At 41.8% G+C, this 25,751-nt stretch carries 20 protein-coding genes; 11 read left to right on the top strand and 9 right to left on the bottom strand.

What is annotated here, in order from left to right; all coding sequences use genetic code 11:
• Window positions 1-245: thioredoxin-like domain-containing protein (locus tag HWQ37_RS21555; protein ID WP_292750660.1), on the bottom strand; the 245-nt coding region annotated here is incomplete at its 3' end.
• Between the two features lie 557 nt (window positions 246-802).
• On the opposite strand from HWQ37_RS21555, the gene glsA reads away from it, so the two are divergent.
• Window positions 803-1,717: a glutaminase A gene (gene glsA, locus HWQ37_RS21550; protein ID WP_292750666.1), complete on the top strand. Its 915-nt coding sequence runs from the start codon at window positions 803-805 to the stop codon at window positions 1,715-1,717.
• Here glsA and HWQ37_RS21545 read toward each other — a convergent pair.
• Window positions 1,682-3,229 (bottom strand): hypothetical protein, encoded by a 1,548-nt coding sequence (locus HWQ37_RS21545; RefSeq protein ID WP_465249712.1) that lies wholly within the window; start codon window positions 3,227-3,229, stop codon window positions 1,682-1,684. The genes glsA and HWQ37_RS21545 overlap by 36 nt on opposite strands.
• Window positions 3,177-3,350, bottom strand: a complete 174-nt coding sequence (locus HWQ37_RS21540; protein ID WP_292750668.1) for a hypothetical protein — start codon at window positions 3,348-3,350, stop codon at window positions 3,177-3,179. The genes HWQ37_RS21545 and HWQ37_RS21540 overlap by 53 nt, the downstream gene beginning before the upstream one ends.
• Before the next feature lie 507 nt (window positions 3,351-3,857).
• Between HWQ37_RS21540 and psaA the strand changes: the two genes are divergently transcribed.
• Window positions 3,858-6,116: a photosystem I core protein PsaA gene (gene psaA / locus HWQ37_RS21535; protein WP_292750657.1), complete on the top strand. Its 2,259-nt coding sequence runs from the start codon at window positions 3,858-3,860 to the stop codon at window positions 6,114-6,116.
• A gap of 145 nt (window positions 6,117-6,261) precedes the next feature.
• Window positions 6,262-8,493, top strand: coding sequence for a photosystem I core protein PsaB (gene psaB, locus HWQ37_RS21530; protein ID WP_292750656.1), 2,232 nt, complete (start codon window positions 6,262-6,264; stop codon window positions 8,491-8,493).
• Between the two features lie 155 nt (window positions 8,494-8,648).
• On the opposite strand, the gene HWQ37_RS21525 is transcribed toward psaB, so the two are convergent.
• Window positions 8,649-9,068, bottom strand: coding sequence for a hypothetical protein (locus HWQ37_RS21525; protein ID WP_292750655.1), 420 nt, complete (start codon window positions 9,066-9,068; stop codon window positions 8,649-8,651).
• Between the two features lie 107 nt (window positions 9,069-9,175).
• Here HWQ37_RS21525 and HWQ37_RS21520 point away from each other — a divergent pair, with 107 nt between their 5' ends.
• From HWQ37_RS21520 to HWQ37_RS21510, 3 genes are all read left to right on the top strand, one after another.
• Window positions 9,176-9,382, top strand: a complete 207-nt coding sequence (locus HWQ37_RS21520; RefSeq protein WP_292750653.1) for a hypothetical protein — start codon at window positions 9,176-9,178, stop codon at window positions 9,380-9,382.
• Window positions 9,382-9,729 carry a type II toxin-antitoxin system PemK/MazF family toxin gene (locus HWQ37_RS21515; protein ID WP_292750651.1) on the top strand — a complete coding sequence of 116 codons (348 nt, stop codon included), beginning with the start codon at window positions 9,382-9,384 and terminating at the stop codon, window positions 9,727-9,729. Before HWQ37_RS21520 ends, HWQ37_RS21515 begins: the two co-directional genes overlap by 1 nt.
• 194 nt (window positions 9,730-9,923) lie before the next feature.
• Entirely contained in the window at window positions 9,924-10,829 is a 906-nt protein-coding gene (locus HWQ37_RS21510; protein ID WP_292750649.1) for a DNA-methyltransferase, read from the top strand.
• Between the two features lie 73 nt (window positions 10,830-10,902).
• Here the strand turns inward: HWQ37_RS21510 and HWQ37_RS21505 are convergent, their stop codons facing one another.
• Complete coding sequence (locus tag HWQ37_RS21505; protein ID WP_073640193.1) at window positions 10,903-11,097, bottom strand: hypothetical protein; 195 nt, start codon at window positions 11,095-11,097, stop codon at window positions 10,903-10,905.
• Between the two features lie 742 nt (window positions 11,098-11,839).
• On the opposite strand from HWQ37_RS21505, the gene HWQ37_RS21500 reads away from it, so the two are divergent.
• Window positions 11,840-12,904 (top strand): SGNH/GDSL hydrolase family protein, encoded by a 1,065-nt coding sequence (locus HWQ37_RS21500; RefSeq protein ID WP_292750647.1) that lies wholly within the window; start codon window positions 11,840-11,842, stop codon window positions 12,902-12,904.
• A 65-nt stretch (window positions 12,905-12,969) separates the two neighbouring features.
• Window positions 12,970-13,326: a DUF4864 domain-containing protein gene (locus HWQ37_RS21495; RefSeq protein WP_292750662.1), complete on the top strand. Its 357-nt coding sequence runs from the start codon at window positions 12,970-12,972 to the stop codon at window positions 13,324-13,326.
• A gap of 25 nt (window positions 13,327-13,351) precedes the next feature.
• Here the strand turns inward: HWQ37_RS21495 and larE are convergent, their stop codons facing one another.
• The gene (larE, locus tag HWQ37_RS21490) at window positions 13,352-14,179 is read right to left on the bottom strand and encodes an ATP-dependent sacrificial sulfur transferase LarE (protein ID WP_292750645.1); all 828 of its coding nucleotides are present in this window, start codon (window positions 14,177-14,179) and stop codon (window positions 13,352-13,354) included.
• A 145-nt stretch (window positions 14,180-14,324) separates the two neighbouring features.
• Complete coding sequence (gene hrmK / locus HWQ37_RS21485; RefSeq protein WP_292750643.1) at window positions 14,325-16,184, bottom strand: hybrid histidine kinase/response regulator HrmK; 1,860 nt, start codon at window positions 16,182-16,184, stop codon at window positions 14,325-14,327.
• A 208-nt stretch (window positions 16,185-16,392) separates the two neighbouring features.
• Between hrmK and HWQ37_RS21480 the strand changes: the two genes are divergently transcribed.
• The gene (locus tag HWQ37_RS21480; RefSeq protein WP_292750641.1) at window positions 16,393-17,259 is read left to right on the top strand and encodes a branched-chain amino acid ABC transporter permease; all 867 of its coding nucleotides are present in this window, start codon (window positions 16,393-16,395) and stop codon (window positions 17,257-17,259) included.
• Window positions 17,260-17,280: 21 nt separating this feature from the next.
• On the opposite strand, the gene psaX is transcribed toward HWQ37_RS21480, so the two are convergent.
• On the bottom strand, window positions 17,281-17,418 hold the full coding sequence (psaX, locus tag HWQ37_RS21475; protein ID WP_292750639.1) for a photosystem I protein PsaX: 138 nt from the start codon (window positions 17,416-17,418) through the stop codon (window positions 17,281-17,283).
• A gap of 196 nt (window positions 17,419-17,614) precedes the next feature.
• Window positions 17,615-18,520: a lipoyl synthase gene (gene lipA, locus HWQ37_RS21470; RefSeq protein ID WP_292750637.1), complete on the bottom strand. Its 906-nt coding sequence runs from the start codon at window positions 18,518-18,520 to the stop codon at window positions 17,615-17,617.
• Between the two features lie 234 nt (window positions 18,521-18,754).
• Here lipA and HWQ37_RS21465 point away from each other — a divergent pair, with 234 nt between their 5' ends.
• Both HWQ37_RS21465 and HWQ37_RS21460 read left to right on the top strand, forming a co-directional pair.
• Window positions 18,755-19,438, top strand: coding sequence for a response regulator (locus HWQ37_RS21465; RefSeq protein ID WP_292750635.1), 684 nt, complete (start codon window positions 18,755-18,757; stop codon window positions 19,436-19,438).
• Window positions 19,439-19,828: 390 nt separating this feature from the next.
• Window positions 19,829-25,528, top strand: a complete 5,700-nt coding sequence (locus HWQ37_RS21460) for an ATP-binding sensor histidine kinase (RefSeq protein WP_292750633.1) — start codon at window positions 19,829-19,831, stop codon at window positions 25,526-25,528.
• The last annotated feature ends 223 nt before the right edge of the window (window positions 25,529-25,751 follow it).

Raw genomic sequence — 25,751 nt, 5'->3', positions numbered from 1 at the left:
ATGTTTTCTGTTTCTTTTTCGTTGTCAAATTTGGCAGAATGAACGCCAATAATAGTAAGAGTATCTTTATATTTTTGTTCTAAATATTTCAGGTTTGGCAGAATATGCAGACAATTAATACAGCAGTATGTCCAAAAGTCTAAAATTACGACTCTACCCTTGAATTGTTTAAGAGATAAAGGTTTATCGGTGTTAAGCCAAGAGTAATTTTGCGGTAATTCAGGCGCTCTCACACGGGGAAGCATAATAATTCGTAATTCGTAATGACGCGACGCTCGAAGACTCGCTACCGCTTCGCTATCGCGGACTCGCTACCGCTACGCTATCGTAATTGCAAGTATTATACTTGTATTTCTTATCTCTCTGCGTTCTCTGCGCCACCCTGCGGGAAGCCGCAAAGCGTCTACTGTGGTTCGATTAAAAAACTATTTTTTACAACTCATTTAAGATTGCTATATAAGTAATTTAACAAAGTTTGAAGGTTTAAGTTCCCTGCCTCTACAGGTAGAACGAATTGAACACCTAAGCTAAATCCCCGTCATAAAACGTAATTACGTTAGCATACCGGGGCAGAGCTATTTTGTTCTAGACAGAAACCGCCCAGAACTAAAGTTCAGGGCTAATAGCTAAAGTCCGTTAAAACGGACTATAACATGAGTCTTAGTCGTCTTTAGACGACTTTCGCTATTAGACTCAGAATTCATTCTGAGGCAGACTAGATGAGAATGAAATAGCCCTGATAGCGGGGCGTAGCCCATTACGAATTACGAATTACGAATTATTTAACGTGGCTGTATCTGTTGTGAAAGAACTAGAAAAATTAACTCCTACGGAGTTGTCACCTTGGGTAGAACAAGCTAAAACTAAAGCTGAAGGAGGACGAGTTTGCGATCGCATTCCACAATTAGCTTTAGCCGATTCTGGTTGGTTTGCTGTTCATATCTGCTGTAAATCAGGGAAAACTATCAGCTTTGGGGATACAGTTTCTATTTTCCCGCTAATGAGCGTGATTAAGACGTTTTCTCTACTTTATCTGCTGGAAAATTTTGGCGCAGAAAAGGTTTTCGGCTGGGTTGGGATGGAACCATCAGATGCACCCTTCAATTCTTTAGAACAATTAATTAGCGATCGCGGCCATCCCCGTAACCCGATGATTAATAGTGGAGCAATTACCCTCGCTGATAAGTTCCCAGGAAAGGACGCTAATCAACGCACTTTTTTATTTTGTCAATGGCTCAACCAATTAGCAGGTTGCCAATTAAGCTTAGATGAGGTACTGCTGGCTTCAGTGCGATTAACCCGTTCAACAGCCAATGAAGCGATCGCTAATTATCTCGCCGATGTTGGAAATCTCGAAAATCTGGAAATCGCACTTGACACCTACGAGCAAATATGCTGTATTTCTGGGCGAGTTGAAGATTTAGCCCTGTTAGGAAAACTCCTAGCTTGTGAAAATACCTGTTTATCAGCACAAAATTGCCGAATTGTCAACGATGTAATGTTAACTTGTGGACTTTATGAAGCTTCTGCCGAGTTTGCAGTCAGAGTTGGTTTACCGATGAAATCAGGGATTGGTGGTGGACTTGTAGCAATAGTACCAGGTGAGGGAGCGATCGCTTGTTACAGTCCGGGATTGGATCGTATCGGAAATCCTGTAGGTGCGATCGCATTTGTTGAAGTTTTAGCGCAAGAGTTGCAGCTCAGTATTTTTGGTTAATTCTGGTTTTTCTACATCGGGAGCGATTGTTTTAGATAAGGGTGTTAATTCAGGAGTTGGCGTTACCTCTGGCTGTGGTTCTGGTGTTGGAGACTCGATAATCTCTGGCAGCGTGGGTGGCAAACTAGGAGATGGCGCAATTGTTACTTGTGGAGTCGGTGTCTTATTCGTTAGACGGTTAAAAAATCCGCCAAATTTAGATTTTGTTGGCTGAGGCGCAACTTTTTCGGGTAAAGGCGTAGATTCAGGAGTTGGCGTTACCTCTGGCTGTGGTTCTGGTGTTGGAGACTCGATAATCTCTGGTAGCGTGGGTGGCAAACTAGGAGATGGCGAAATTGTTACTTGTGGTGTGGGAACTTTACCAGCGCCACGGTTAAAAAATCCGCCAAATTTAGATTTTGTTGGCTGAGGTGCAACTTTTTCGGGAGTCGGCGTTACTTCTGGTATCGGAGACTCAATAATTTCTGGTGATGTCGGAGACAAAGTGGGAGATGGTGCAGCCGTTGGAACTTCTAATTTTGGTTGTTCTGGCTGTATCTTGGATTTTTCTGGAATTTCAGTTTCAGGAATAGGCTGTTTTTCTACCTTCGGTTGTATTCGGGGTGTTTTTTCAATAGAAGGTGTAGGTTTAGGTGCAAGTTTATAATTCGGGTCTACAATAGAGCGCACCTCAGCTACTGTAAGTTCTCCTCTGACGATTTTCGATAGAGTGTCTTTACCCTTTGGCTGGTAGTCAATCAATCTAACTGTGGTATTAAAGGCATTTTTGACAGCATTTCCCTGATTATTGAGAAATTCCAGCTTTACCCAGTTTTTCCCTGGATGGAAGCCCTTAAGGTAAACTGCTTGCCAGCGATCGAAAATAAAGCTTTCACCATTAATAGTGGAACGAATGCGCCAATCACTGAACTCGTCGTTGGGATTTTCTTTACCAACGAGGTGCAGAGGAGCGTTAGTTAGGTAAAAGTCCAGTAAGATTGGTTCTGCCCCGTAGCTGCTTTGAGGACGGCTATAAGTTAGCAGAGGTAATTTAGGATCTGGGGTGTTGTCGTCGGTTTTAGTGAAGACGTGAAATGTTGTTTGGGCATAAGCGCCTTCATTTTTAAAGCTTTCATGCCAAGGACGAGAGGCAAAGACGCGCAGGGTATGAGTCCCTGGAGACAAGTCTGGCAAAACTAAGGGCTGATTCAGATCGTAAACAGGTATATAAGGTTGATTATCCAGAATTACGTGTAGATGTGGCCCCAGTTGTAATTGTGCGTCTTTAAATATTGGTAGATCCTTAACCTGAAAACTGGCTGTTACTTTGTTGTCTTGGAGAACTTCATCAAGTTTGGGAGTAACAATTATTACCTGTGGCTGATAAACTTCCAAAATTGTCCGCAGTTCTTGAATAACAGATGGAGGGGAAGCTTCCGAAAATTGCTTTGAAATTTGAGAAATCTGTGGGGAGTTTTCTTTATAGCCAGTAGATACTTCCTGGCTGTCGGCTTTCTCGCCGCAACTGGCCAAGCTTAATGCCAGCACCAATGTTATTACCCACCTGAGAATCGGGAACCTCTGAGGGAGGAGTTTCTCTAACACCCTTTTCTGCCACGAGTTCATGCGTTGCACCAGTGATAGTCTTCGACAATTGACAGATTATTTTGGCTCAAACTGTCCATCTGGAACTATAGCCCAAAAGGTGAAATCGGCCTCACATCACATCAGTTTTCCTTGGGATCTCAGAAAATTTTAAAATAAATCATATTCTTTACAGCGTTTTACTTGCAAAAATTGAAATATGACATAAATGTTCATGAGTAATAGCAGTAAAAGTTAAGACATCGGCTACATCCAGGCAAACTATAAATTTTACGAATTGTTATTGTTTGTAAATTAAATAGATAAACTATTGACTTTTGCACAAAAAGTTTGAAGTTAAAAGCCAGTTAAGGCATGAATTTCAGCAATATTTGACCAAGTTTGAATTATTGTTAAAATATCTCCAACAATGTACAAGTGAAGACTCTATAATTCAACGAGAAACAACAATCCACATAGGTCTTCATCGCGGCTTCAGCAAAATTCTGGAGTTTGCGGTAATGGTTAGTTTTGTGGTATTCATGATTCCTCATTCCTTATCAAGAGAGGAGGTCAAATGACAATAAGTCCTCCGGAGCGAGAGGAAAAAAAGGCAAGAGTAATCGTCGATAACGACCCAGTTCCAACCTCATTCGAGGCATGGGCAAAACCTGGTCACTTTGACAGATCCTTAGCCAGAGGTCCCAAAACCACCACATGGATTTGGAACCTGCACGCACTCGCCCATGATTTTGATACACATACAAGCGATTTAGAAGATATCTCCCGCAAGATATTCTCAGCCCACTTCGGCCACTTAGCCGTAGTGATGATTTGGTTGAGCGGGATGATTTTCCACGGCGCGAAGTTTTCTAACTACGAAGCTTGGCTAACTGACCCTTTGAACGTTAAGCCTAGCGCCCAAGTAGTTTGGCCTATTGTTGGACAAGACATTTTAAACGCTGATGTCGGCGGTGGTTTCCACGGGATTCAAATCACTTCCGGTTTATTTCAAGTATGGCGTGGCTGGGGTATTACCAACTCCTTCCAGCTTTACGTAACAGCGATCGGTGGCTTGGTATTAGCAGGCTTATTCCTATTTGCCGGCTGGTTCCACTACCACAAACGCGCTCCCAAACTGGAATGGTTCCAGAATGTGGAGTCAATGCTGAATCACCACTTGCAAATATTGCTAGGTTGTGGTTCCTTGGGATGGGCAGGTCACTTAATCCACGTGTCCAATCCGACCAACAAGCTTTTGGATGCAGGTGTTGCTCTCAAAGACATACCCTTGCCCCACGAGTTCATCTTGAACAAAGACTTGTTGACCGAGCTGTATCCCAGCTTTGCTGCTGGTTTAGCACCTTTCTTCACCTTGAATTGGGGTCAGTATGCTGACATCCTCACCTTCAAGGGCGGTCTGAACCCAGTCACAGGCGGCTTGTGGATGACTGACATCGCTCATCACCATTTAGCGATCGCAGTTCTCTTCATCATTGCTGGTCATCAGTACCGTACCAACTGGGGTATTGGTCACAGCATTAAAGAGATTCTAGAAAACCATAAAGGTCCTTTCACCGGTGAAGGTCACAAAGGTCTCTACGAAAACCTCACCACATCTTGGCACGCTCAGTTGGCTACCAACCTAGCCTTCTTGGGTTCGCTGACCATCATCATCGCGCATCACATGTACGCGATGCCCCCCTATCCATACTTGGCAACTGACTACGCTACGCAGTTGTGCATATTCACACACCATATGTGGATTGGCGGTTTCTGTATAGTCGGCGGTGCAGCTCACGCTGCCATATTCATGGTGCGGGATTACGATCCAGTTGTGAACCAAAACAACGTTCTGGATCGGGTGATTCGTCACCGTGACGCGATTATTTCTCACCTGAACTGGGTGTGTATTTTCCTCGGCTTCCATAGCTTTGGACTTTACATCCACAACGACACAATGCGTGCATTGGGTCGTCCTCAAGACTTGTTCTCTGATACAGGGATTCAATTGCAGCCAGTATTTGCCCAGTGGATACAAAATATCCACACCTTGGCTCCTGGTACAACTGCACCCAATGCCATAGAACCCGTGAGCTATGCTTTCGGCGGTGGGATTTTGGCTGTAGGCGGTAAAGTAGCAATGATGCCCATTGCTTTGGGTACGGCGGACTTCTTAATCCACCATATTCACGCCTTCACCATTCACGTCACCGTCCTAATTCTGCTCAAAGGTGTGCTGTACGCTCGTAGCTCTCGTCTGATTCCAGACAAAGCTAACCTGGGCTTCCGCTTCCCCTGCGACGGTCCTGGTCGTGGCGGTACCTGTCAAGTATCTGGTTGGGATCACGTATTCCTCGGACTTTTCTGGATGTACAACTCCATATCCATTGTAATTTTCCACTTCAGCTGGAAGATGCAATCAGATGTTTGGGGAACGGTAGATGCAGATGGGACTGTAACTCACATCACTGGTGGTAACTTTGCCCAAAGTGCTATTACCATCAACGGTTGGTTGCGTGACTACTTGTGGGCACAAGCTACACAAGTCATCAATTCATACGGCAGTGCGCTATCTGGCTATGGTCTACTCTTCTTAGGCGCTCACTTTATCTGGGCATTCAGCTTGATGTTCCTGTTCAGTGGTCGCGGCTACTGGCAAGAACTGATTGAGTCCATTGTTTGGGCGCATAACAAACTGAAGGTAGCACCAGCAATTCAGCCTCGCGCTCTGAGCATTATTCAGGGACGGGCTGTAGGGGTAGCTCACTACCTCTTGGGAGGAATTGCCACAACTTGGGCGTTCTTCCATGCACATATCCTTTCAGTAGGGTAGAAATCAGCAGAATTGAGTTATGAGTTATGAGTGCTGAGTGCTGAGTTTAATAAGTAATTTTTAGATTCAAAACTCCTAACTCCTAACTCCTAACTCCTGTAAAGCTGATACTTGATGGCTAAAGGTCAGAGGATTTGTTTAACCTATGGCGACAAAATTTCCAAAATTTAGCCAGGATCTCGCACAGGACCCGACGACTCGTCGGATATGGTATGCGATCGCTACAGGCAACGATTTTGAAAGCCATGACGGCATGACGGAAGAAAATCTTTACCAAAAGATTTTCGCAACTCACTTCGGTCACTTGGCAATCATCTTCCTGTGGGCATCCAGCCTCCTGTTCCACGTGGCCTGGCAAGGTAACTTTGAACAGTGGATTAAAGATCCCCTTCACATCCGTCCCATCGCCCATGCGATTTGGGACCCCCACTTTGGTAAACCAGCGATCGAAGCTTTTACCCAAGCTGGCGCTAGCAATCCGGTAAACATTACCTACTCTGGTCTTTACCATTGGTGGTATACCATCGGGATGCGGACAAACACCGAACTGTACAACGGTTCAGTTGGTCTGTTGTTGGTGGCAGCAGTATTCTTATTTGCTGGTTGGTTGCACTTACAACCCAAGTTCCGTCCTAGCCTCTCTTGGTTTAAGAGCGCCGAACCTAGGCTGAATCACCACTTGTCAGCTCTGTTTGGTGTCAGTTCTTTGGCTTGGGCAGGTCACTTGGTTCACGTTGCTATCCCCGAATCTCGTGGACAGCACGTAGGTTGGGATAACTTCCTAACCACTCTGCCTCACCCAGCAGGCTTGACACCTTTCTTTACTGGTAACTGGGGTGTCTACGCTCAAAACCCTGACACAGCTGGTCATGTATTTAGTACTTCCACTGGTTCAGGTACTGCGATTCTGACTTTCTTGGGTGGCTTCCATCCTCAGACAGAATCTTTGTGGCTGACTGACATGGCGCATCACCACTTGGCGATCGCAGTTTTATTCATCGTCGCTGGTCACATGTACCGCACTAATTTCGGAATTGGTCACAGCATCAAAGAAATGCTGAACTCCAAGTCCGGTTTAGTACCTGGTAGCAAGAGTGAAGGTCAGTTCAACCTGCCTCACCAAGGTCTGTACGACACTATTAACAACTCCCTGCATTTCCAACTGGCTTTAGCCTTGGCATCTCTGGGAACCATCACCTCCCTGGTGGCGCAGCACATGTACGCCCTGCCTCCTTACGCATTCATTGCTAAGGACTACACAACTCAGGCAGCGTTGTACACGCATCACCAGTATATTGCTGGCTTCTTGTTGCTTGGTGCTTTTGCTCACGGAGCCATTTTCTTAGTGCGCGACTACGACCCCGAACAAAATAAGGGCAACGTACTCGACCGCGTGTTACAGCACAAAGAAGCGATTATTTCCCACCTTAGCTGGGTATCCCTTTTCTTGGGCTTCCACACCCTTGGTCTGTACGTACACAACGATGTAGTAGTTGCTTTCGGCACTCCTGAAAAGCAAATCTTGATTGAGCCAGTGTTTGCTCAGTTCATCCAAGCTGCTCATGGTAAAGTACTGTACGGTTTAGATACCTTGCTGTCTAACCCAGATAGTATTGCTTACACAGCATGGCCCAACTACGCTAACGTTTGGTTGCCAGGTTGGTTAGATGCCATCAATGATGGTACTAACTCCGTGTTCTTGACAATTGGCCCTGGCGACTTCTTGGTACACCATGCGATCGCTTTAGGTCTGCACACCACCACCTTGATCCTGGTCAAAGGTGCTTTGGATGCCCGTGGTTCTAAGCTGATGCCCGATAAAAAGGACTTCGGCTATGCCTTCCCTTGCGACGGCCCCGGTCGTGGCGGTACTTGCGACATCTCAGCATGGGATTCCTTCTACCTGGCTACATTCTGGATGCTGAATACCCTGGGTTGGGTTACGTTCTACTGGCATTGGAAGCATCTAGGTGTTTGGCAAGGCAACGTCGCTCAGTTCAATGAGAACTCTACATATCTCATGGGCTGGTTCCGCGATTACCTCTGGGCTAACTCTGCTCAGTTGATTAACGGTTACAACCCTTACGGCGTGAATAACCTGTCTGTCTGGGCTTGGATGTTCTTGTTTGGACACCTAGTTTGGGCTACTGGCTTCATGTTCTTAATCTCCTGGAGAGGTTATTGGCAAGAGTTGATTGAAACCCTTGTTTGGGCACACGAACGCACTCCTCTAGCTAACCTAGTTCGCTGGAAAGACAAGCCCGTGGCTCTGTCAATTGTTCAAGCTCGTGTAGTTGGTCTAGCTCACTTCACTGTTGGCTACATCGTGACTTACGCCGCGTTCTTGATTGCTTCTACTGCTGGTAAGTTCGGTTAATTCGGCTGCTAGTTTTGTAGATAAGTAATAAAAATCCCCTGCCGCAATGGTGGGGGATTTTTTTTGAAATTCGGTAAATTCAAGATTATGATACTTCTGACTTTTTCTGCTAAAAAGTTTTATACACCAAAGTTAATTGTTATCTTGTAGTTTTTCTATTTAATATTTTCAATAAGTATGTTAACTATATTTTTAAATTTGGAATCACGATGATGACCGCACATCGCCAGAAAAAAGTTGGAGGAACCGTCTTTCAACAACACATAATAAAATTCATTATGATTAGTCATAATTCCATGTTCGGTGTCTGATTCTAGCTCCATGATGCCATTGTCTACTAAACATTTAATCATGAGGTCAAATTTATCTACAGAGATACCTGTCTTTTTGCAAATCTTTGGTACAGGATTTTCTTCGGCTGTTTCACCTGTCAAACTTTGAAAAAAGTAGCATTCTCCAGTTGGGAACTTCCACCACATTTCTACATCAATACCATTGCCTAACCATGTCCTTAGCCGATAAACATACTCTAAAGCACCTGTTAAACGCTCAATATATGGTAACGTTATATCCATATTTTTATTTTCCAGATATAAAACATGGCATTTGCTGGATTCCCCTGTTTCTGTATTTAGCTTAAAATTATACTTAAATGATAATGACAAAATATGTGAAATAGAATATGAATACTAAACTTGTTGAGTCACTGTTGCAAGTTATCCTATCTCTGTCTAATGATGAGCGATCGCTTTTGGAAGAAAAACTATTTTTCGATTCATCAGAGCCTTCAACTCATGATCTAATACTACTTGCCCAGACTGGCGGAGCCTTTAACTTTCTTGAAAGTGAACCAGATATATATTCACTTGACGACGGAGAACCTATCTAATGTCTCTACAAAAAGGTGATATTGTCTTGGTTCCATTTCCATTCACAGACTTGAGTGGAACAAAGCTACGCCCTGGTTTAGTTTTATGGATAGACACTACAGGCGATGATGTCACTTTATGTTTTATTTCATCTCAAAATATAAGTAGTTTGAGTTCAGAAGAGTTCATTTTAGAACCTTCAGATCCAGATTTTACTAGTACTGGATTACGGGTTGCTTCTAAAGTTAGGGTGACTCGAATAACTACCATAGAGCGTAGACTAATCACCAGAAGGATAGGTAAATTAGGAGCAAGTCAAGTTCAGCAGTTGAATACAGTAATTCTTCAAGCTCTGAAACTGACATAATTTCAAGTATGTTATCATTAAAACCTCTATACTGACTTGTCACCAAATGTTTCAGGAGTATATTCTTATGCACAAGGATACAAACTTAATACACTCCTCTGCGATACTTTGCGCTTCCCTCCGCGTCCCTCTGCGTTAAAAAATATTAAAATTAAATACTTAGACAATACAAAAACAAGATAATCTTATAACTCTTGCAAGAAGAACCAATAACACCACCAAAAGAAATAATTTTCAATCCCTCTTATACCCAGCCGAACGGAGCCGCATATTTAGGTGATAGCCTTAAACTTATTAAATTCATTGATGATAATAGTATTAATTTAATCCTCACCTCACCACCATTCCCACTCACACGCAAAAAAGAATACGGTAACGAAACTGCGGAAAAATATATTGAGTGGTTCCTACCTTTTGCATCCGAATTTAAAAGAGTACTCGCAGATAATGGCTCATTCGTATTAGATTTAGGCGGCGCTTACTTACCTGGTAATCCCGTGCGGAGTATCTACCAATACGAACTTTTAGTCAGATTATGCAAAGAAGTAGGTTTCTTTCTGGCTCAAGAATTTTACCACTATAATCCGGCTCGACTGCCAACCCCGGCTGAGTGGGTGACAATCAGGCGGATTCGTGTAAAAGATTCTGTAAATACAGTTTGGTGGTTGTCTAAAACACCAAATCCTAAAGCAGATAACAGAAAAGTTTTAAAGCCTTATAGCCAAAGTATGAAACAATTACTCAAAAATGGCTATAAAGCAAAAATACGTCCTAGTGGACATGATATTTCTGATAAATTCCAAAAAGATAACCAAGGTGCAATTCCGCCCAATTTACTAGAAATTGCGAATACTGAATCCAATAGTGTTTATTTACGACGCTGCAAAACAGCAGAAATTAGACCCCATCCAGCACGTTTTCCGCAAGGGTTCGCTGAGTTCTTCATCAAATTCTTAACTGATGGAGGTGATATAGTATTAGATCCATTTGCAGGTTCTAACACAACCGGCTTTGTTGCTGAAACTCTGCAACGCCGATGGATTTCTTTTGAAATTAATGAAAATTATGTAATGGGAAGTCGTTATCGATTTAGCCAATAACCAAATTAAGTGAAGAGTCAGAAGTGAGAAGTTAAAATTTATAACTTATAACTCTTAACTCATAGCCACTCAATTAAATTTCTCCATTCACTTGCATTTGATGAACTTGATCCGCTAGCTCTTGACGACCTTGATCGTCTAGCTTATCAATAGCTAACATCCCCATCAGAATAACTTCTTTCAGGGTCAAACGTGTGGAGTGTGCCTGTTTTTGCACAATCTCTTTAATAATGGGACTGACACCGATCGCTGTACTAGCTCTAGCCACAGAAGAAAAGGAAACACTAATGATTTAGCCTAAATCTTAGCACTTTCAATGAGGTTATTCTCTAGAGTTAAAACTTAATTTAAATGTGTTTCAACTCATATTTCAATGAGTAAACATAAATTTTAAATTACGTGTAGTAAGTTCTCAAATTCTCAGTATAGCAAAGCTGATACTTGCTCATTGAGGACACATCATCGTATGATATCAATATTCTCAAGAGTTAAAATTGACCATACATTCACTTGTGATAATTATCGAATCTTTAATAACTGATGAATTTGCACTGCTTAATTTCACATAACAAAGTGGAAAATCTAGAAGTATTACCACTCTCACGCGATCGCAACAATTCACTGATATCTATAAACCTAAAATTTTAGGCTTATTTCCCATATTGGCAACATCAAAACCAAAAACCTCTCTCCTGAGATCCTCAAAAATCACTCAGTAATCGCCGACTTTGCAAACACGTGCAATATTTGTGACAAGTAAGTTATGGAAAATAGTCGGCTGATGAAAACAGTACTTTCAGTAAAAGTATTCTCACAAACAAGATTTGTATACCACCGGGAAAACCGTACTTTAAAGAGATCGTAAATTATCAAATATAATCTCATGAACACGCTTTACAGAACTATACAGCGTAAATAAGAATAATAACTTAACGGAAGTAAAATTTTCCTGAATACAGGCAACTAATGCCGTCATAAGGAAAAGCAGTGAGTAGAGGAGAGACAAAGCGATGAGGGACCCTTATCTGTTGGCAGCAGGGTTGTTAACAGGATTAGCAATACCAGCATCGGCTCTTCCACATCTGTCGATTGTCTTACCAGAAAGTTCTAGATTCCTGTGGAATTTAAAACAAGGTTCGCAGACAATAGTCAGTACAAAAATTATCAACAGCGTTGATCTCTCCTTACCAGAACTCAGCGGCCAAGCGTTCCAACCCCTAAAAAGTTCGCAGCCAATAGAGCCAATAGTAGGTGAGAAAAACGTCACTAGCGTACCAGAATTCACCAGTCAGGCATTACCAGTATCAACAGAGTCATCACTCAACCCCGGCGCTCAAGCAACTAGCCTCTTATTGACATCTGGAAATCAACTTTACTACCAAAGATTGGCAGCTCTGAAAACAGGTCAGATTTATACACGCGTAGATAGTGATAATTTGCAATCATTGTGGGAGTCGATCAAAAAACGTCAACTAACTTACGACGACTGGAAAAGTTTACTAGCTTTAGAAGCGAGAGCGATCGCTCAAGGTCAAGGTGCTAATCATCTAAGTATTTTAGTTGGTGATTCTTTAAGTATGTGGTTTCCGAGGGAAAAACTACCTACTGGTAAATTGTGGCTGAATCAAGGCATATCTGGAGATACTTCTAGTGGCGTTTTAAAAAGATTGGGGGCATTTTCAGCAACCCGTCCAGATGTTATTTACATCATGGCTGGGATTAACGACTTACGAAAAGGCGCTAGTGATGAAACAATTTTGCATAATTATCGCCGGATTGTCCGGCGTTTAAGGGAAACTCACCCCAAAGCTCAAATCATTGTCCAATCAATTTTGCCTACTCGTCTACCAAAAATTTCCAATAGCCGCATTCGTCACCTCAACATCCAACTAACCGTGATTGCCAAACAAGAAGGTGCTAATTATCTAAATATTTATAGCTGGTTTACAGATATGGAAGGCAATTTGCGCCCAGAGTTGACCACAGATGGGTTGCACCTGTCTCAAGAGGGGTATGATGTATGGCGAACAGCACTACAGCAGATAGAATACAAAGTCACTCAGCGTGAAAATTGAGCGATCGCTTTACCGACATTTGGAACGATGTCTACGACGGGCTGCGCCTACGCAATTTTACATTTATGGAAGTTACTGACAACGATGCCATCAACATACGTTCTGTAATTGAATACCAATTGGCAGCCTTTAAAAAAGATGATGCCCAAGGCGCTTTTGCCTTTGCTAGTCCAGCGATTCAGGCGCAATTTGGAACCCCAGAAAATTTTATGCAGATGGTAAAGACAAGCTATCCAGCAGTATACCGTCCTCGTTCTGTCTTTTTTGAGAAGATAACAACCATCCAGGGAAACATAACTCAACCAGTGCTGCTACTTGCTCCTGATGGAGTTCCCTTGAGGGCTTTATATTTCATGGAAAAACAGCCAGATAATATCTGGAGAATTAACGGTTGCTTTCTAGTTTCTCTAGAAGGCAAATAAACTCTATCTTTGTAGAACTAAAATCTTATAATTTAACGCCCAAGGCTTCCCTATTTAAAACCTGATTCAATTTACCGCTACGATAACCTTCTAAATCCAAGGTTACGTAGATAAATCCAAAATCTTGAAATGCTGAAACTAATGCTTGTAAATCGTTAGTTAACACAAACTCTTTGATTTGTTCTGGTGGTAATTCAATACGTGCTGTATCCCCTTCCGATCGCACGCGCAAATTCTGCCAACCTAGCTTTCTTAAGAAAATTTCTCCCCTACCGACTCGCTGCAACTTAGCGACAGTAATCTCTTCACCGTAAGGAAACCGAGAACTGAGACAAGGTTGAGCCGGTTTATCCCACCAAGGTAAACCGAGTTGTTGTGAAAGTTGGCGAACTTCTGCTTTAGTGACACCCACTTCTGCTAAAAGCGATCGCGCCCCTCTTTCCTTAGCCGCCTGAATTCCTGGGCGATAATCATGCAAATCATCAGCATTTACGCCATCCACTACGTAGGGATAACCCAACTGTAAAGCTAAGGGTTTGAGAGTGTCGTGCAACTCACTTTTACAGAAATAACAGCGATTAACCGGGTTAGAAGTGTAATTGGGATTTTCCATCTCGTGAGTCTGGACGATTTTATGAGGAATCCCAATCGTTGCAGCTTGAATTTTCGCATCTTCCAATTCTTCTGGTAACAGCGAAGGAGAAACAGCCGTGACAGCCAAAGCGCGATCGCCCAACACATCATAAGCAATTTTGGCAACCAAAGTGCTATCAACGCCCCCAGAGTAGGCAATCAACGCTTGCTCCATTTCTCTAAATAAGGCTCTTAATTGCTCAAATTTTTCTGTCAGCATAATTTCCCAATCCTGCCAAAACCCTACAGCACCCAATCATTTATATTGTAGTCATTAGTTACTGGGGCGTTAGGAGTGCTGAGTGCTGAGTTAAGAGTTAGGAGTTTTGTTTACCTCCTTGTCTCCCTTGTCTCCCTTGTCTCCCTCATCTCCCCACTTCCCACTCCCCATCAACCGAAGTTGGTGCTTTACTGTATTTAGCCACCAGACTGGCTAAAAGTGGTAAATCAATCGGTTTAGAAATATAGTCATTTACTCCAGATGCTAGACAGATTTCGCGATCGCCTTTCATCGCCATTGCTGTTTGAACAATTACCGGAATCGTCTTATATTGCCCATGTTCTCGCAATTGTTGCACCAAGTTAAGACCATTTCCATCTGCCAGACAAATATCCATTAAAATCACTACTGGGTCTAACTGTGTTAAAGCTTCCCACATCTCGCCAGCATTCTTAACCCAAGTCACCTGATACCCCAATTTACCTAGATAAATTTGTATCAAATCAGCATTTGGTAAATCATTTTCTACCAGCAAAATCTCTACAGAAGAACTAGGTATCAAAGGCAGAGGAAATGAGGAAAATTTTGCTCTCTCATCTCCCTCATCTTCCTCATCTTCCTCATCTCCCCTCACTCCCACCTCTTGCTTCAAGGGAAGTACGAGGGTAAAACGGGAGCCGCGATCTATTTCAGATTCCACTTTCACAGAACCACCGTGAATTTCGGCGAGTTTCCGAGTCACTGTTAAACCTAAACCAGTACCTTCAACCCCATCAGCGACAACCTTGGCGATTTGGAAATAGGGTTGAAACAGTTGTTCTTGATCATCTTGGGAAATACCAGTGCCTGTATCCCAAACTGTAAAATGCATAAATACACCTTTGGGAGCAACCTGTAAGCCAACACTTCCTTGACTGGTAAACTTTAGAGCGTTGAAGAGTAAATTCAACAACATCTGCTTGAGTCGTAAGGGGTCAGCTACTAAGGTTGTAATATCGGGTTCAACTTCTAGGCACAGTTTCAAACCCTTATTAGCAGCTTTCTCTTTCACCAGTGCCAAAACATTGCTACATAACTGTGGCACATCTACTGTTTCCCACTGTACTTCTAGCTGATTTGCTTCAATTTTAGAGAGATCCAAAATGTCATTAATCAGAGCTAGTAAGTGTTTACCGCTAGACTGAATGATATTTAAATACTCTAGCTGACGTTCTTTAGCTGGTTCGTAACCTGGGGCTAAAAGCAGATGGGTAAACCCAATAATGGAACTAAGCGGCGTGCGAATTTCGTGGCTAGTGTTTGCCAGAAACTGATTTTTTAGTTGATTGGTGCGCTCCAATTCTTGATTAGAATTACTTAACTGTTGACATCGTTGCGGCCAAGATAGGATGTGTCTAAGTTGTAACAAAGCTGTAGTACATTGTTTGGCAGACCTTGCCATCAATTCCGATCTGAGTTGAGCTTGTGATTCTATGAGTGACTCATGATGAGAACTTACGGGCGCAGTGGCGATAATTAGCCAGCCCATAATGCTGTCAGAATCATCAGCTAACCGCCAAGCGCTCGGTAGTTGTTGATTCTCAAGCTGTTGCAAATCTTCAAGTTTTATCGTCTCTTGCAATCTCAACAGCAGCTTTTTTTCTGCTGTTAGCACTTCTAGAAGTGAATTTGGGGATGGAGAACAAGAAACATAGCAAACTGTCGCCACAGTTTCTTGTGGTTGACACATAGCGATGCCTACGGCACATTCTGTAAGTGCCAGATTACTGCTATGAACAGCATTGTTAATCTCGTTAACCACGATTTGGAAAATTTCGGCTTGTGCGGCTTCCGGCTGTGGGACAGTGTTACAAGCAGAAAGCAAGCAATCATTAATGCGACTTTGTAACTGGTTTAAGCTGCTCTCCAGCCACAGATGTGCGCGAAGTTGCTCAATTGTTGTCAAAAGTTTTGGCGTTGCATCTATCAGTGAGTTGTGGTCTGGTAAGCTTGAATACTGCTGCATGGTCAACTAGACCGATGAAAAAGTTTAGTTAAGCATAAAAATCCCAACCGGATTTTATGTATATTTGCGGACAATTCTTTTTTATTTATAAACTACAACTTATGTTGTCATAAACCATAACTTATGATGTCGAGTTTAGCAGCTAGTCCAAAAAAAAATTATTGTATGAACCACTAACCTAAAATTTTTTAAACGCAACTGAAGACTTATGGATATACAATTTGCCCAACTAATCGTTAATGGGATTGCGGTGGGGAGCATTATTGCTCTAGCCGCAGTCGGACTCACTCTTACTTATGGAATTTTACGCCTATCTAACTTTGCTCATGGTGACTTTCTCACTTTAGGAGCTTATCTAACTTGGCTGATAAACAGCATTGGAGTCAATATTTGGCTGTCGATGATCCTAGCGGCGGTGGGAACAGTGGCAGCAATGCTGTTATCGGAAAAGTTATTGTGGTCAAAGATGCGCTCTATCCGTGCTACTTCGACTACCCTGATTATTATTTCTATCGGACTTGCCTTATTTCTTCGCAATGGGATTATTTTTATCTGGGGTGGCAAGAACCAAAATTATAATTTACCTGTTACTCCGGCTTTAGATATTTGGGGTTTAAAGATACCGCAAAATCAATTATTGGTATTAGGGTTGGCGGTGCTAGCAATTTTGGCGCTGCATTACCTGCTGCAAAATACCAAAATTGGTAAGGCGATGCGAGCAGTTGCCGACGATCTGGATTTAGCTAGGGTTTCAGGTATCAATGTTGACCGAGTAATTTTTTGGACTTGGCTAATTGCTGGTACTCTCACATCACTGGGCGGCAGTATGTATGGGTTAATTACAGCCGTGCGCCCCAATATGGGATGGTTTTTAATATTACCATTGTTTGCCTCAGTAATACTGGGTGGGATTGGCAACCCCTACGGTGCGATCGCAGCAGCTTTTATCATTGGCATCGTCCAGGAAATCAGCACTCCTTGGCTGGGTTCGCAGTATAAACAAGGTGTCGCACTGTTAATCATGATTTTGGTGCTGCTCATTCGTCCCAAAGGTTTATTCAAAGGAACGATTTGAGCAGCACCACTCCACTTCTAATTATTCAATAATGTGGAAATAGTAGGCTGCTACCAGGAAATTGATCGCCAATAATAACAATGCCCAGCCTGTGCGATAGGCGTAGGGAGGTTTAGCTCCGCTGTCGGCAACTGGCGAATTCTTAGCTTTAGCAGTCATAATGCGATTCTCCTTATGTCATGACTTTTTAAGAAATACCAAACTGGCGTACCAAATATCCAAATTCTTTAAGAATATTTGTGTGAAGTTGGGCGTTAGGAGTTAGGAGTTAGGAGTTAGGAGTTAAGACTTAGGAGTTTTGTTTATCTCCTTGTCTCCCTTGTCCCCCTCATCCCCCTTGTCCCCCTCATCCCCCTCATCCCTCTTCTCCAGCATGATAGGAACTGCGAACCAGAGGTCCAGAACGAACATGATTGAATCCCATTTCCCATGCTAATCTGCCAAGTCGATCGAATTCCTCTGGAGTCCAATATTTTTGGACTGGCAAATGTTCCAAAGATGGCCGCATATACTGCCCAATAGTCAAGCGATCGCACCCCACAGCCCTTAAATCAGCCATTGCTTCAATGACTTCATCAAGTGTTTCTCCGTGTCCCAGCATCAAACCTGATTTGGTGGGAATTGTCGAATCGATTTCTTTAACCATAGCCAGCACCAAGAGGGAGCGATCGTACTTGGCTCCCCGACGCACTGGCCCAGTTAACCGTTGCACTGTCTCAATATTGTGATTGAAACAAGCTGGTTTGGCTTTGACAATCATCGCTATTCGTTGGCGTTGACCTGACTCCCCAACACCAGCACCACCCCAAAAATCGGGGGTCAGTACTTCAATTTGAGTCTCTGGGTTCAATTGGCGGATAGTAGCGATCGTTTTTACAAAATGCCCAGCACCCTGATCGGGCAAGTCATCACGGGCTACAGAAGTCAGCACCACATAACGCAATCCCAAAAGCTGCACCGCCTGGGCTACCTTTTCAGGTTCCTCTAAATCAAGAGGCATCGGTGCATGACCTTTATCTACTTGACAGAAAGCACAAGAACGTGTACAGGTAGGCCCCATTAGCAAGAAAGTTGCAGTTTTTTGGGCATAGCACTCCCCCCGATTAGGGCAACGCCCTTCTTCGCAAATTGTGTGAATTTGGCGCTGCTTAATAATGCGTTGTACGGTAGAGATTTCACTGGCTTTACCGATAGGGCGACGTAACCAGCTAGGCATTGCCGTAATTTCAGACTTTAGATCGGCTTGTTGTGACGAAATCATAGACATCCCGGCAAGATGCGGATATAGATGTAGTGGTCTGTTGATTAAATATCACCATGACACAAATTGAAAAGAGCGCGAGCAAAAGTTTTACAAAACACCTCTAACAATGTCATTTATACCGAAATATACTATCCCCCAATTGCTAGAAATTATGTATATAGTGGGAGGATTCTCAAGGACAATCGGCAAAGCCGCTATTTACACTTATAGTTTCTGTTAGAGCAAACAGTCGTGGCAAGCAACAAGATTTTAGTTATCGATGACACTACAGTTGTCAGGGTAAAAGTACGAGAAATGTTGCCTCCGGGCAATTTTGAGGTACTGGAAGCAAAAGACGGTTTGGAAGGACTAAATTTCATTCTTCAGGAAAAACTCAGCCTGATTATGCTGGATTTCCTGTTGCCTAAAATGAGTGGCTGGGAGGTTTTCCAGAAAGTTCAAGCCGATCCAGAGTTAAGGAAAATTCCTTTAGTGATCATGTCTGGTCGCAAGGAAGAGGTAACGGAGAAAATCACAGAACCATTTGAATATTTTGAATTTCTGGGTAAGCCTTTCGATCAGAAACAACTAATTGGTGCGATTAAGCTAGCTATGGCTAAGGCGAAACAGCCACGCCCAGAACTAGCCGCAGTAGGAACAGCAACTGCTGTTAAAAATGGCACAGTCGCAACCTCTACTGTTACTAATGTTCCGGTAGCAGTTCCTAGCGTCGCCAATGTTGCAGTAGCAATTCCTAGTGCTGAAAATACTGCGATGCCTACGGCGGCAAGCAACGCCACCCCTATTACTGGAGGAGTCTCCGACGCAGAAATTAAGGCATTAAATGAGAAAATTGTCAAAATGCAAGCAGAAATTGATGGTTTGAAGAAACAGCTAACTCAAGTTGTGACTTTTATTAAACAAAAAATTAAGTAGTATTTGTGCTTGTTATTATTATCGCAGCCAAAAATACACCTTCTATAGTTACGGGTGTCGGTTAAAAGCGGGTAAAAATAGTTAGTTCAAAAACACTTTATGTTGACAAATCATCATTATATAGTGAGGTATAGCTTAACCTCACCCCGGTAAAGCTCTGCTTTATTTCCCCTCTTCGGGAGTTCGGAGAGGGGTTGGGGTTGAGGTTTTGATCTTTACTTAACCTGATGATAAAACGCTACATTTCAAGATTCAGATATTTAGTAAAAAAATATTAAAAATCATATTTTCTAATACAAATTAAACAAAAAAAATCCTATTTCATGATGAGGATAGTCTTTGCACGGGAATAATAACCCATAGAAACAATAATTATGAGCAAAGTCCGCAATGTTAGTAGTATTGGATACATTATATTCCTTTCCTGGCTATCGCATTACTGAGCAAATCTACTCAGGCAGTAAAACCCTAGTTTATCGGGGCATTAGAGAAGAAGACCAAAAATCAGTTGTTCTCAAATTGATGCGGAATGAATATCCTACCTTTGCGGAAATAGCTCAGTTCCGAAATCAATATATCATTACCAAAAACCTCGATCTTCCTGGCATAGTCAAAACCTATAGCTTAGAAAATTACCGCAACAGCTATGTCTTAGTGATGGAAGATTTTGGCGGCATTTCTCTCCAAGACTGGCGACTAGAGGACAAGGGGAAGAAAGAAAACTGGCTTTCTCTGAGTGAGTTTTTCCACATTGCGATTAAAATTGCTTTTACCCTAGAAGGACTGCACCGCGATGCCTCCGGCGGGCAAGGCCTACGCATCATTCACAAAGATATCAAACCTGCCAACATCCTCATAAACCCTACCACAGATGAAATCAAACTCATCGATTTTAGTATTGCCACCCTTCTGCCAAGAGAAATTCAATTTCTCACTAATCCCAACATCCTAGAAGGCACTCTGGCTTACATTTCCCCAGAACAAACTGGCAGGATGAACCGAGGTATCGACTACCGTACTGATTTTTATTCCCTTGGTGTCACCTTCTTTCAACTCCTCACCGGACAGTTACCCTTCACCAGCAAAGATCCGATGGAGTTGGTTTACTCTCACATTGCCAAACAACCACTAAAAGCCAGTCGAATTAACTCCAATATTCCGCCAATTTTGTCTGACATCATCAGCAAACTGATGGCAAAAAATGCCGAAGACCGCTATCAGAGTGCTTTGGGCTTAAAGCATGACTTGCAAGTGTGTCAAAGCCAGTGGCAAGAAACAGGAAATATTGCACCCTTTGAACTCGGCTTGAGAGACATCTCAGACCGTTTCGTAATCCCCGAAAAACTCTACGGTCGCCAAAGTGAAGTTGAAACCCTCCTCGCTGCTTTTAAGCGTGTAACAGATGGGGCAACAGAAATGATATTAATTGCAGGTTTCTCTGGCATTGGCAAAACTGCCGTGGTCAATGAAATCCACAAACCGATTGTGCGGCAGCGTAGTTACTTCATCAAAGGAAAATTTGACCAGTTTCAACGTGACATTCCTTTGTCAGCATTAGTACAAGCCTTTCGGGACTTAATCGGACAACTGCTCTCAGAAACTGATGCCCAAATTCAACAATGGAAAGTAAAAATTCTGCGGGAATTGGGTACACAAACTCAGGTGATCATTGATGTCATCCCTGAACTCGAACAGATTATTGGTAAGCAACCTCCGGTTACTGAACTATCTGGCAACGCTGTCCAAAATCGTTTCAATTTATTGTTTCAAAAATTCATCCAAATCTTCACAACTAAAGAACATCCTTTAGTTATCTTTCTCGATGATTTGCAATGGGCAGATACGGCTTCTTTGAAAATAATTCAGTTATTAATGTGTGAAAATCTGTTGCCTTCTATTTCAGAAGAAACAGAACAGATGCGGGAAACCAAAGGAGGTTTTTTATTAATTGGTTCCTATCGAGATAATGAAGTTTCCAAGGCACATCCGCTTCATTTGACACTACAGGAGATTGAAAAAGCAGGAGCAATCATTAATACAATTACCTTAGCACCTTTAAATCAGGGTGATTTAAATCATCTAATTGCTGATACACTTCATTGTCCTGAATTAGTTGCTGTTCCTCTCACCCAGATGGTGTTTGCTAAAACTAAAGGCAATCCCTTCTTTTCGGTTCAGTTTCTCAAAATTTTATATGATGATGGGCTAATTGTATTAAATTTTGATGCTGGTCATTGGCAGTATGATATTTGCAAAATCAAAGATTTAGCTCTCACAGATGATGTAGTAGAATTTATTGCCCTGCAAATAGAAAAATTGCCAATATCTACCCAAAAAGTTCTCAAACTGGCTGCCTGTATTGGGAATCAATTTGACTTAAAAACTCTGGCGATCGTTAATGAAAAATCTGTATTAGAGACAGCCTCAGATTTGTGGCAAGCATTACTTGATGGGCTAGTTTTACCCCAGACTGAAAACTACAACATCTTTTTAAGAGATAACACTAATCAAGAATTCATTGTTCAGGGAATAGAATCTACACAATTTTCAAATTCTAATTTACAGCTACCTAAGTATAAATTTGTCCATGACCGAGTGCAGCAAGCCGCTTATTCTTTAATTCCTGAAGAAGAAAAGAAGCCAATTCACTTAAAAATTGGGCTACTGTTATTGAATAATATTCCTGTTGCAGAACAGGAAGAAAAGATTTTTGAGCTTGTCAATCAGTTTAATATCGCAGTAGAATTCATCTCCCCTGAAGCTAAACGAGATGAACTAGCCCAGATGAATCTAATTGCTGGACGTAAAGCTTTAGCATCAACAGCTTATCCCACTGCTGTTAAGTATTTAACTATCGGCATCCAATTGCTAGCAAGTGATAGTTGGGAGACTAAATATCAGCTAATCCTAGCTTTGTATGAGACAGCAGCCGAGGCTGCGTATCTAGCTGGCGATTTTAGGCAAATGGAGCAATTTGTAGAGGTAGTGTTGGCACAAGCCAAAACACTGCTGGAGAAAGTAAAAGTTTATGAAGTCAAAATTAAAGCTTATGGGGCGCAGAACCAAGCATTAGAATCTGTCAGGACTGCACTAAGTGTTCTAAAATTGTTGGAAGTTGAGTTACCTGAAAATCCCAACCAGTTAGATATTCAGCTAGCGATCGCTGAATTAACATCAAATTTAAATGGAAAGCGGATTGAGGATTTAATCGATCTGCCAGAAATGACGGCAGAACAAACATTGGTAGTTATGCGGATTCTATCGAATGCGCTTTTTTTCGCCTATGCAGTCACTCCTGAACTTTTTTTCCTGATTGTTCTTAAACAAATCAACTTATCGCTCAAATATGGCAATGCTCCCTTGTCCGCCTTTGCATACGTTCTTTACGGAACTATCCTCTGTAGCGAAAAGGGAGATATTCAGTCTGGCTATGATTTTGGCAAACTGGCTTTAAGTTTGGTGGCTAAGTACAATGCTAAAGAAGTTGAAGCAAAAGTCATGGTGGTATTTCATGGAGGTATTCGGCATTGGAAGGAGCATCCTAATGAAATATTAAATTCTATACTGGATGCTTACTCTCTGGTGATGGAAACAGGAGATTTAGAATTTGCAGCCTCAGCTCTTCAGTCTTATTGCTTCTGTTCTTATTCCATAGGTAGAGAACTGACAGGGCTAGAACGCGAGATAGCAAACTACAGCAATGCCCTAAAGCAAATCAAGCAAGAAAGAGCATTTAACTGGAATTGCATTTATCAACAGAGTGTCTTAAATTTACTGGGGGTTGCAGAAGATCCTTGTCGTTTAATTGGTGAAGCCTATGATGAGGAGAAAATGCTGCCGCTTCACTTGGAAGCTAAGGATGGAATCGGACTTTTATATCTATATTTCTACAAACTACATTTATGCTACTTATTTCAGCAGTTCCCTCAAGCAGCTGAAAATGCCACCCTAGCTGAAAAGTATTTAGATAGTGGTACAGGACAACTGGTTGTTCCTATTTTCTATTTTTATGATTCTCTGGCCAAACTGGCGGTGTACGCTGACGCATCTGATTCAGAGCAAAAGTGCATTCTCGATCGGGTGCAAGCTAATCAGGAAAAGATGCAATATTGGGCATATCATGCCCCAATGAATAATTCCCATAAATTTTATTTGGTGGAGGCAGAAAGGCATCGAGTTACAGGGAAATATCTTGAAGCAATGGAAGAATACGACCGTGCTATCTCCCTAGCTGAAGAACATAACTACAAAAATGAAGTAGCTTTAGCTCAGGAACTTGCAGCTAAATTTTATCTACAATGGGGCAAGCAAAAAATTGCCCAAACCTACTTAATTGATGCTTACTATGGGTACGTTAATTGGGGAGCAAAAGCCAAAGTTGACGATTTGGCAAAACGCTATCCCCAATTACTTACTCCTATATTCCAGCAAGAAAAACTGAGTATCCGTGCCAGCGACGAAAGCACTTCTTCCAATAGTATATCTATATCATCTTTATCTACCTTGAGTAATCAACAAACTGTTATTGGCTCAAAGACAAGTATTTCTGATTCTCTGGATTTGTCCGCATTTATTAAAGCATCTCAAGCACTCTCCGGGGAAATCGAGCTTGAGCGACTACTTTCTACTTTAATGGAAGTTGTGATGGAAAATGCCGGGGCTTCTAAATGCGCTTTAATTTTGAGTGAAGGAGACAACTTAGCATTAATCGTGACAGCAGTTTGTTCAAGTTCAAATTTTGAGCATACCTACACTGAGTTTCCATCAACTTACCTTGAGTCAAGCTACGATGTTCCCATTACTTTGATTAACTATGTTAAACGCTCCAAAGAAATCTTAGTTATTGACGATCCAATAGCTGTTTCTTTTCTAGCAGTTGATAGTTATATCATTGGTGAAGAACCTAAGAGCTTATTGGCTATACCTCTTCTAAATCAAGGTAAATTGATTGGGATTCTTTACCTAGAAAATCGTCTAACGACAGGAGCTTTTACACGCGATCGCGTAGAAGTTCTCAAACTCCTCACTACCCAAGCAGCAATATCTCTAGAGAATGCTATTCTCTATAAAAACTTGGCACAAGCTAAAGAAAGCTTGGAGGAATACAACCATACTCTAGAGGGAAAAGTTCAGAAAAGAACCCAAGAACTCAACGACAAAAATCAGTACTTACAACAAACTTTACAAGAATTACAACGTACTCAAATCCAATTAATTCAAAGTGAAAAAATGTCTTCTTTGGGACAAATGGTAGCAGGAATTGCTCATGAAATAAATAACCCGATTAACTTTATTCATGGCAATATTAATCATGCTAGTGAGTATGTCCAAGAATTGCTAGATTTGATAGTTGCTTATCAGCAAGAATATCCCCATCCTTCGCCTTTAGTTGAGGAGAAAGCTGAGGAGATTGACATAGATTTTTTATCAGAAGACCTGCCCAAGATTCTAGATTCAATGAAAGTGGGGAGTTCACGTATCCGAAATATTGTTTTGGGTTTACGCAACTTTTCTCGCCTAGATGAAGCTGAGATGAAGCCTGTAGATGTTCATGAGGGAATAGACAACACCTTAATGATTTTGCAGCACCGACTGAAAGAAAATAGCAATTTTCCAGAAATTGAAGTGATTAAAAAATATGGAAACTTACCAGAAGTTTTTTGTTACCCTGGTCAACTAAATCAGGTATTTATGAATATCCTCAGTAATGCAATTGACGTTTTAGAAGAGTCATTAATCATAGAACATCCATCATTAGTAAATGACCAAGAACAATTAACAAAAGATATAGATACTTCATCGGCTTCTCGTAGAATAGGACAAATTCACATTTTTACTGAACTAACAGATTCTAATACAGCGATAATTCGGATTGCTGATAACGGTTATGGCATGACAAAAGCCGTGCAGGAGAAAATATTTGACCCATTTTTTACCACCAAATCAGTAGGAAGTGGCACGGGTTTAGGGTTGTCGATTAGCTATCAAATTGTCGTGGACAAACACAAAGGTAGTTTAACCTGTGATTCTACACCAGGAGAAGGAACTGAGTTTACTATTGAGATACCAATGCAACAGTTAGAGGACTAGATTAGTAATCTGTCAAGCCCAAATATAAAAGTGCTAAAAACCCAGTTTTTCAGAAAAACTGAGTTCCTAAGTACACGCCACCGTAAAAATGGATCGTAAATCTATTTTTCGTAGATTCGGTTTTGCTCCGCTCTACCCAACTTATACTAATTCAATTAATGATTGCAACCTGAAGGGGGGACAAAATCAGCTACAAGACAGACTCTATAAGCTTCATAGCTCT

It is taken from the genome of Nostoc sp. NMS4 (genome assembly GCF_017115095.1).
Lineage (GTDB): Bacteria > Cyanobacteriota > Cyanobacteriia > Cyanobacteriales > Nostocaceae > Nostoc.
This window is presented reverse-complemented; position numbering and strand designations above follow the sequence as displayed.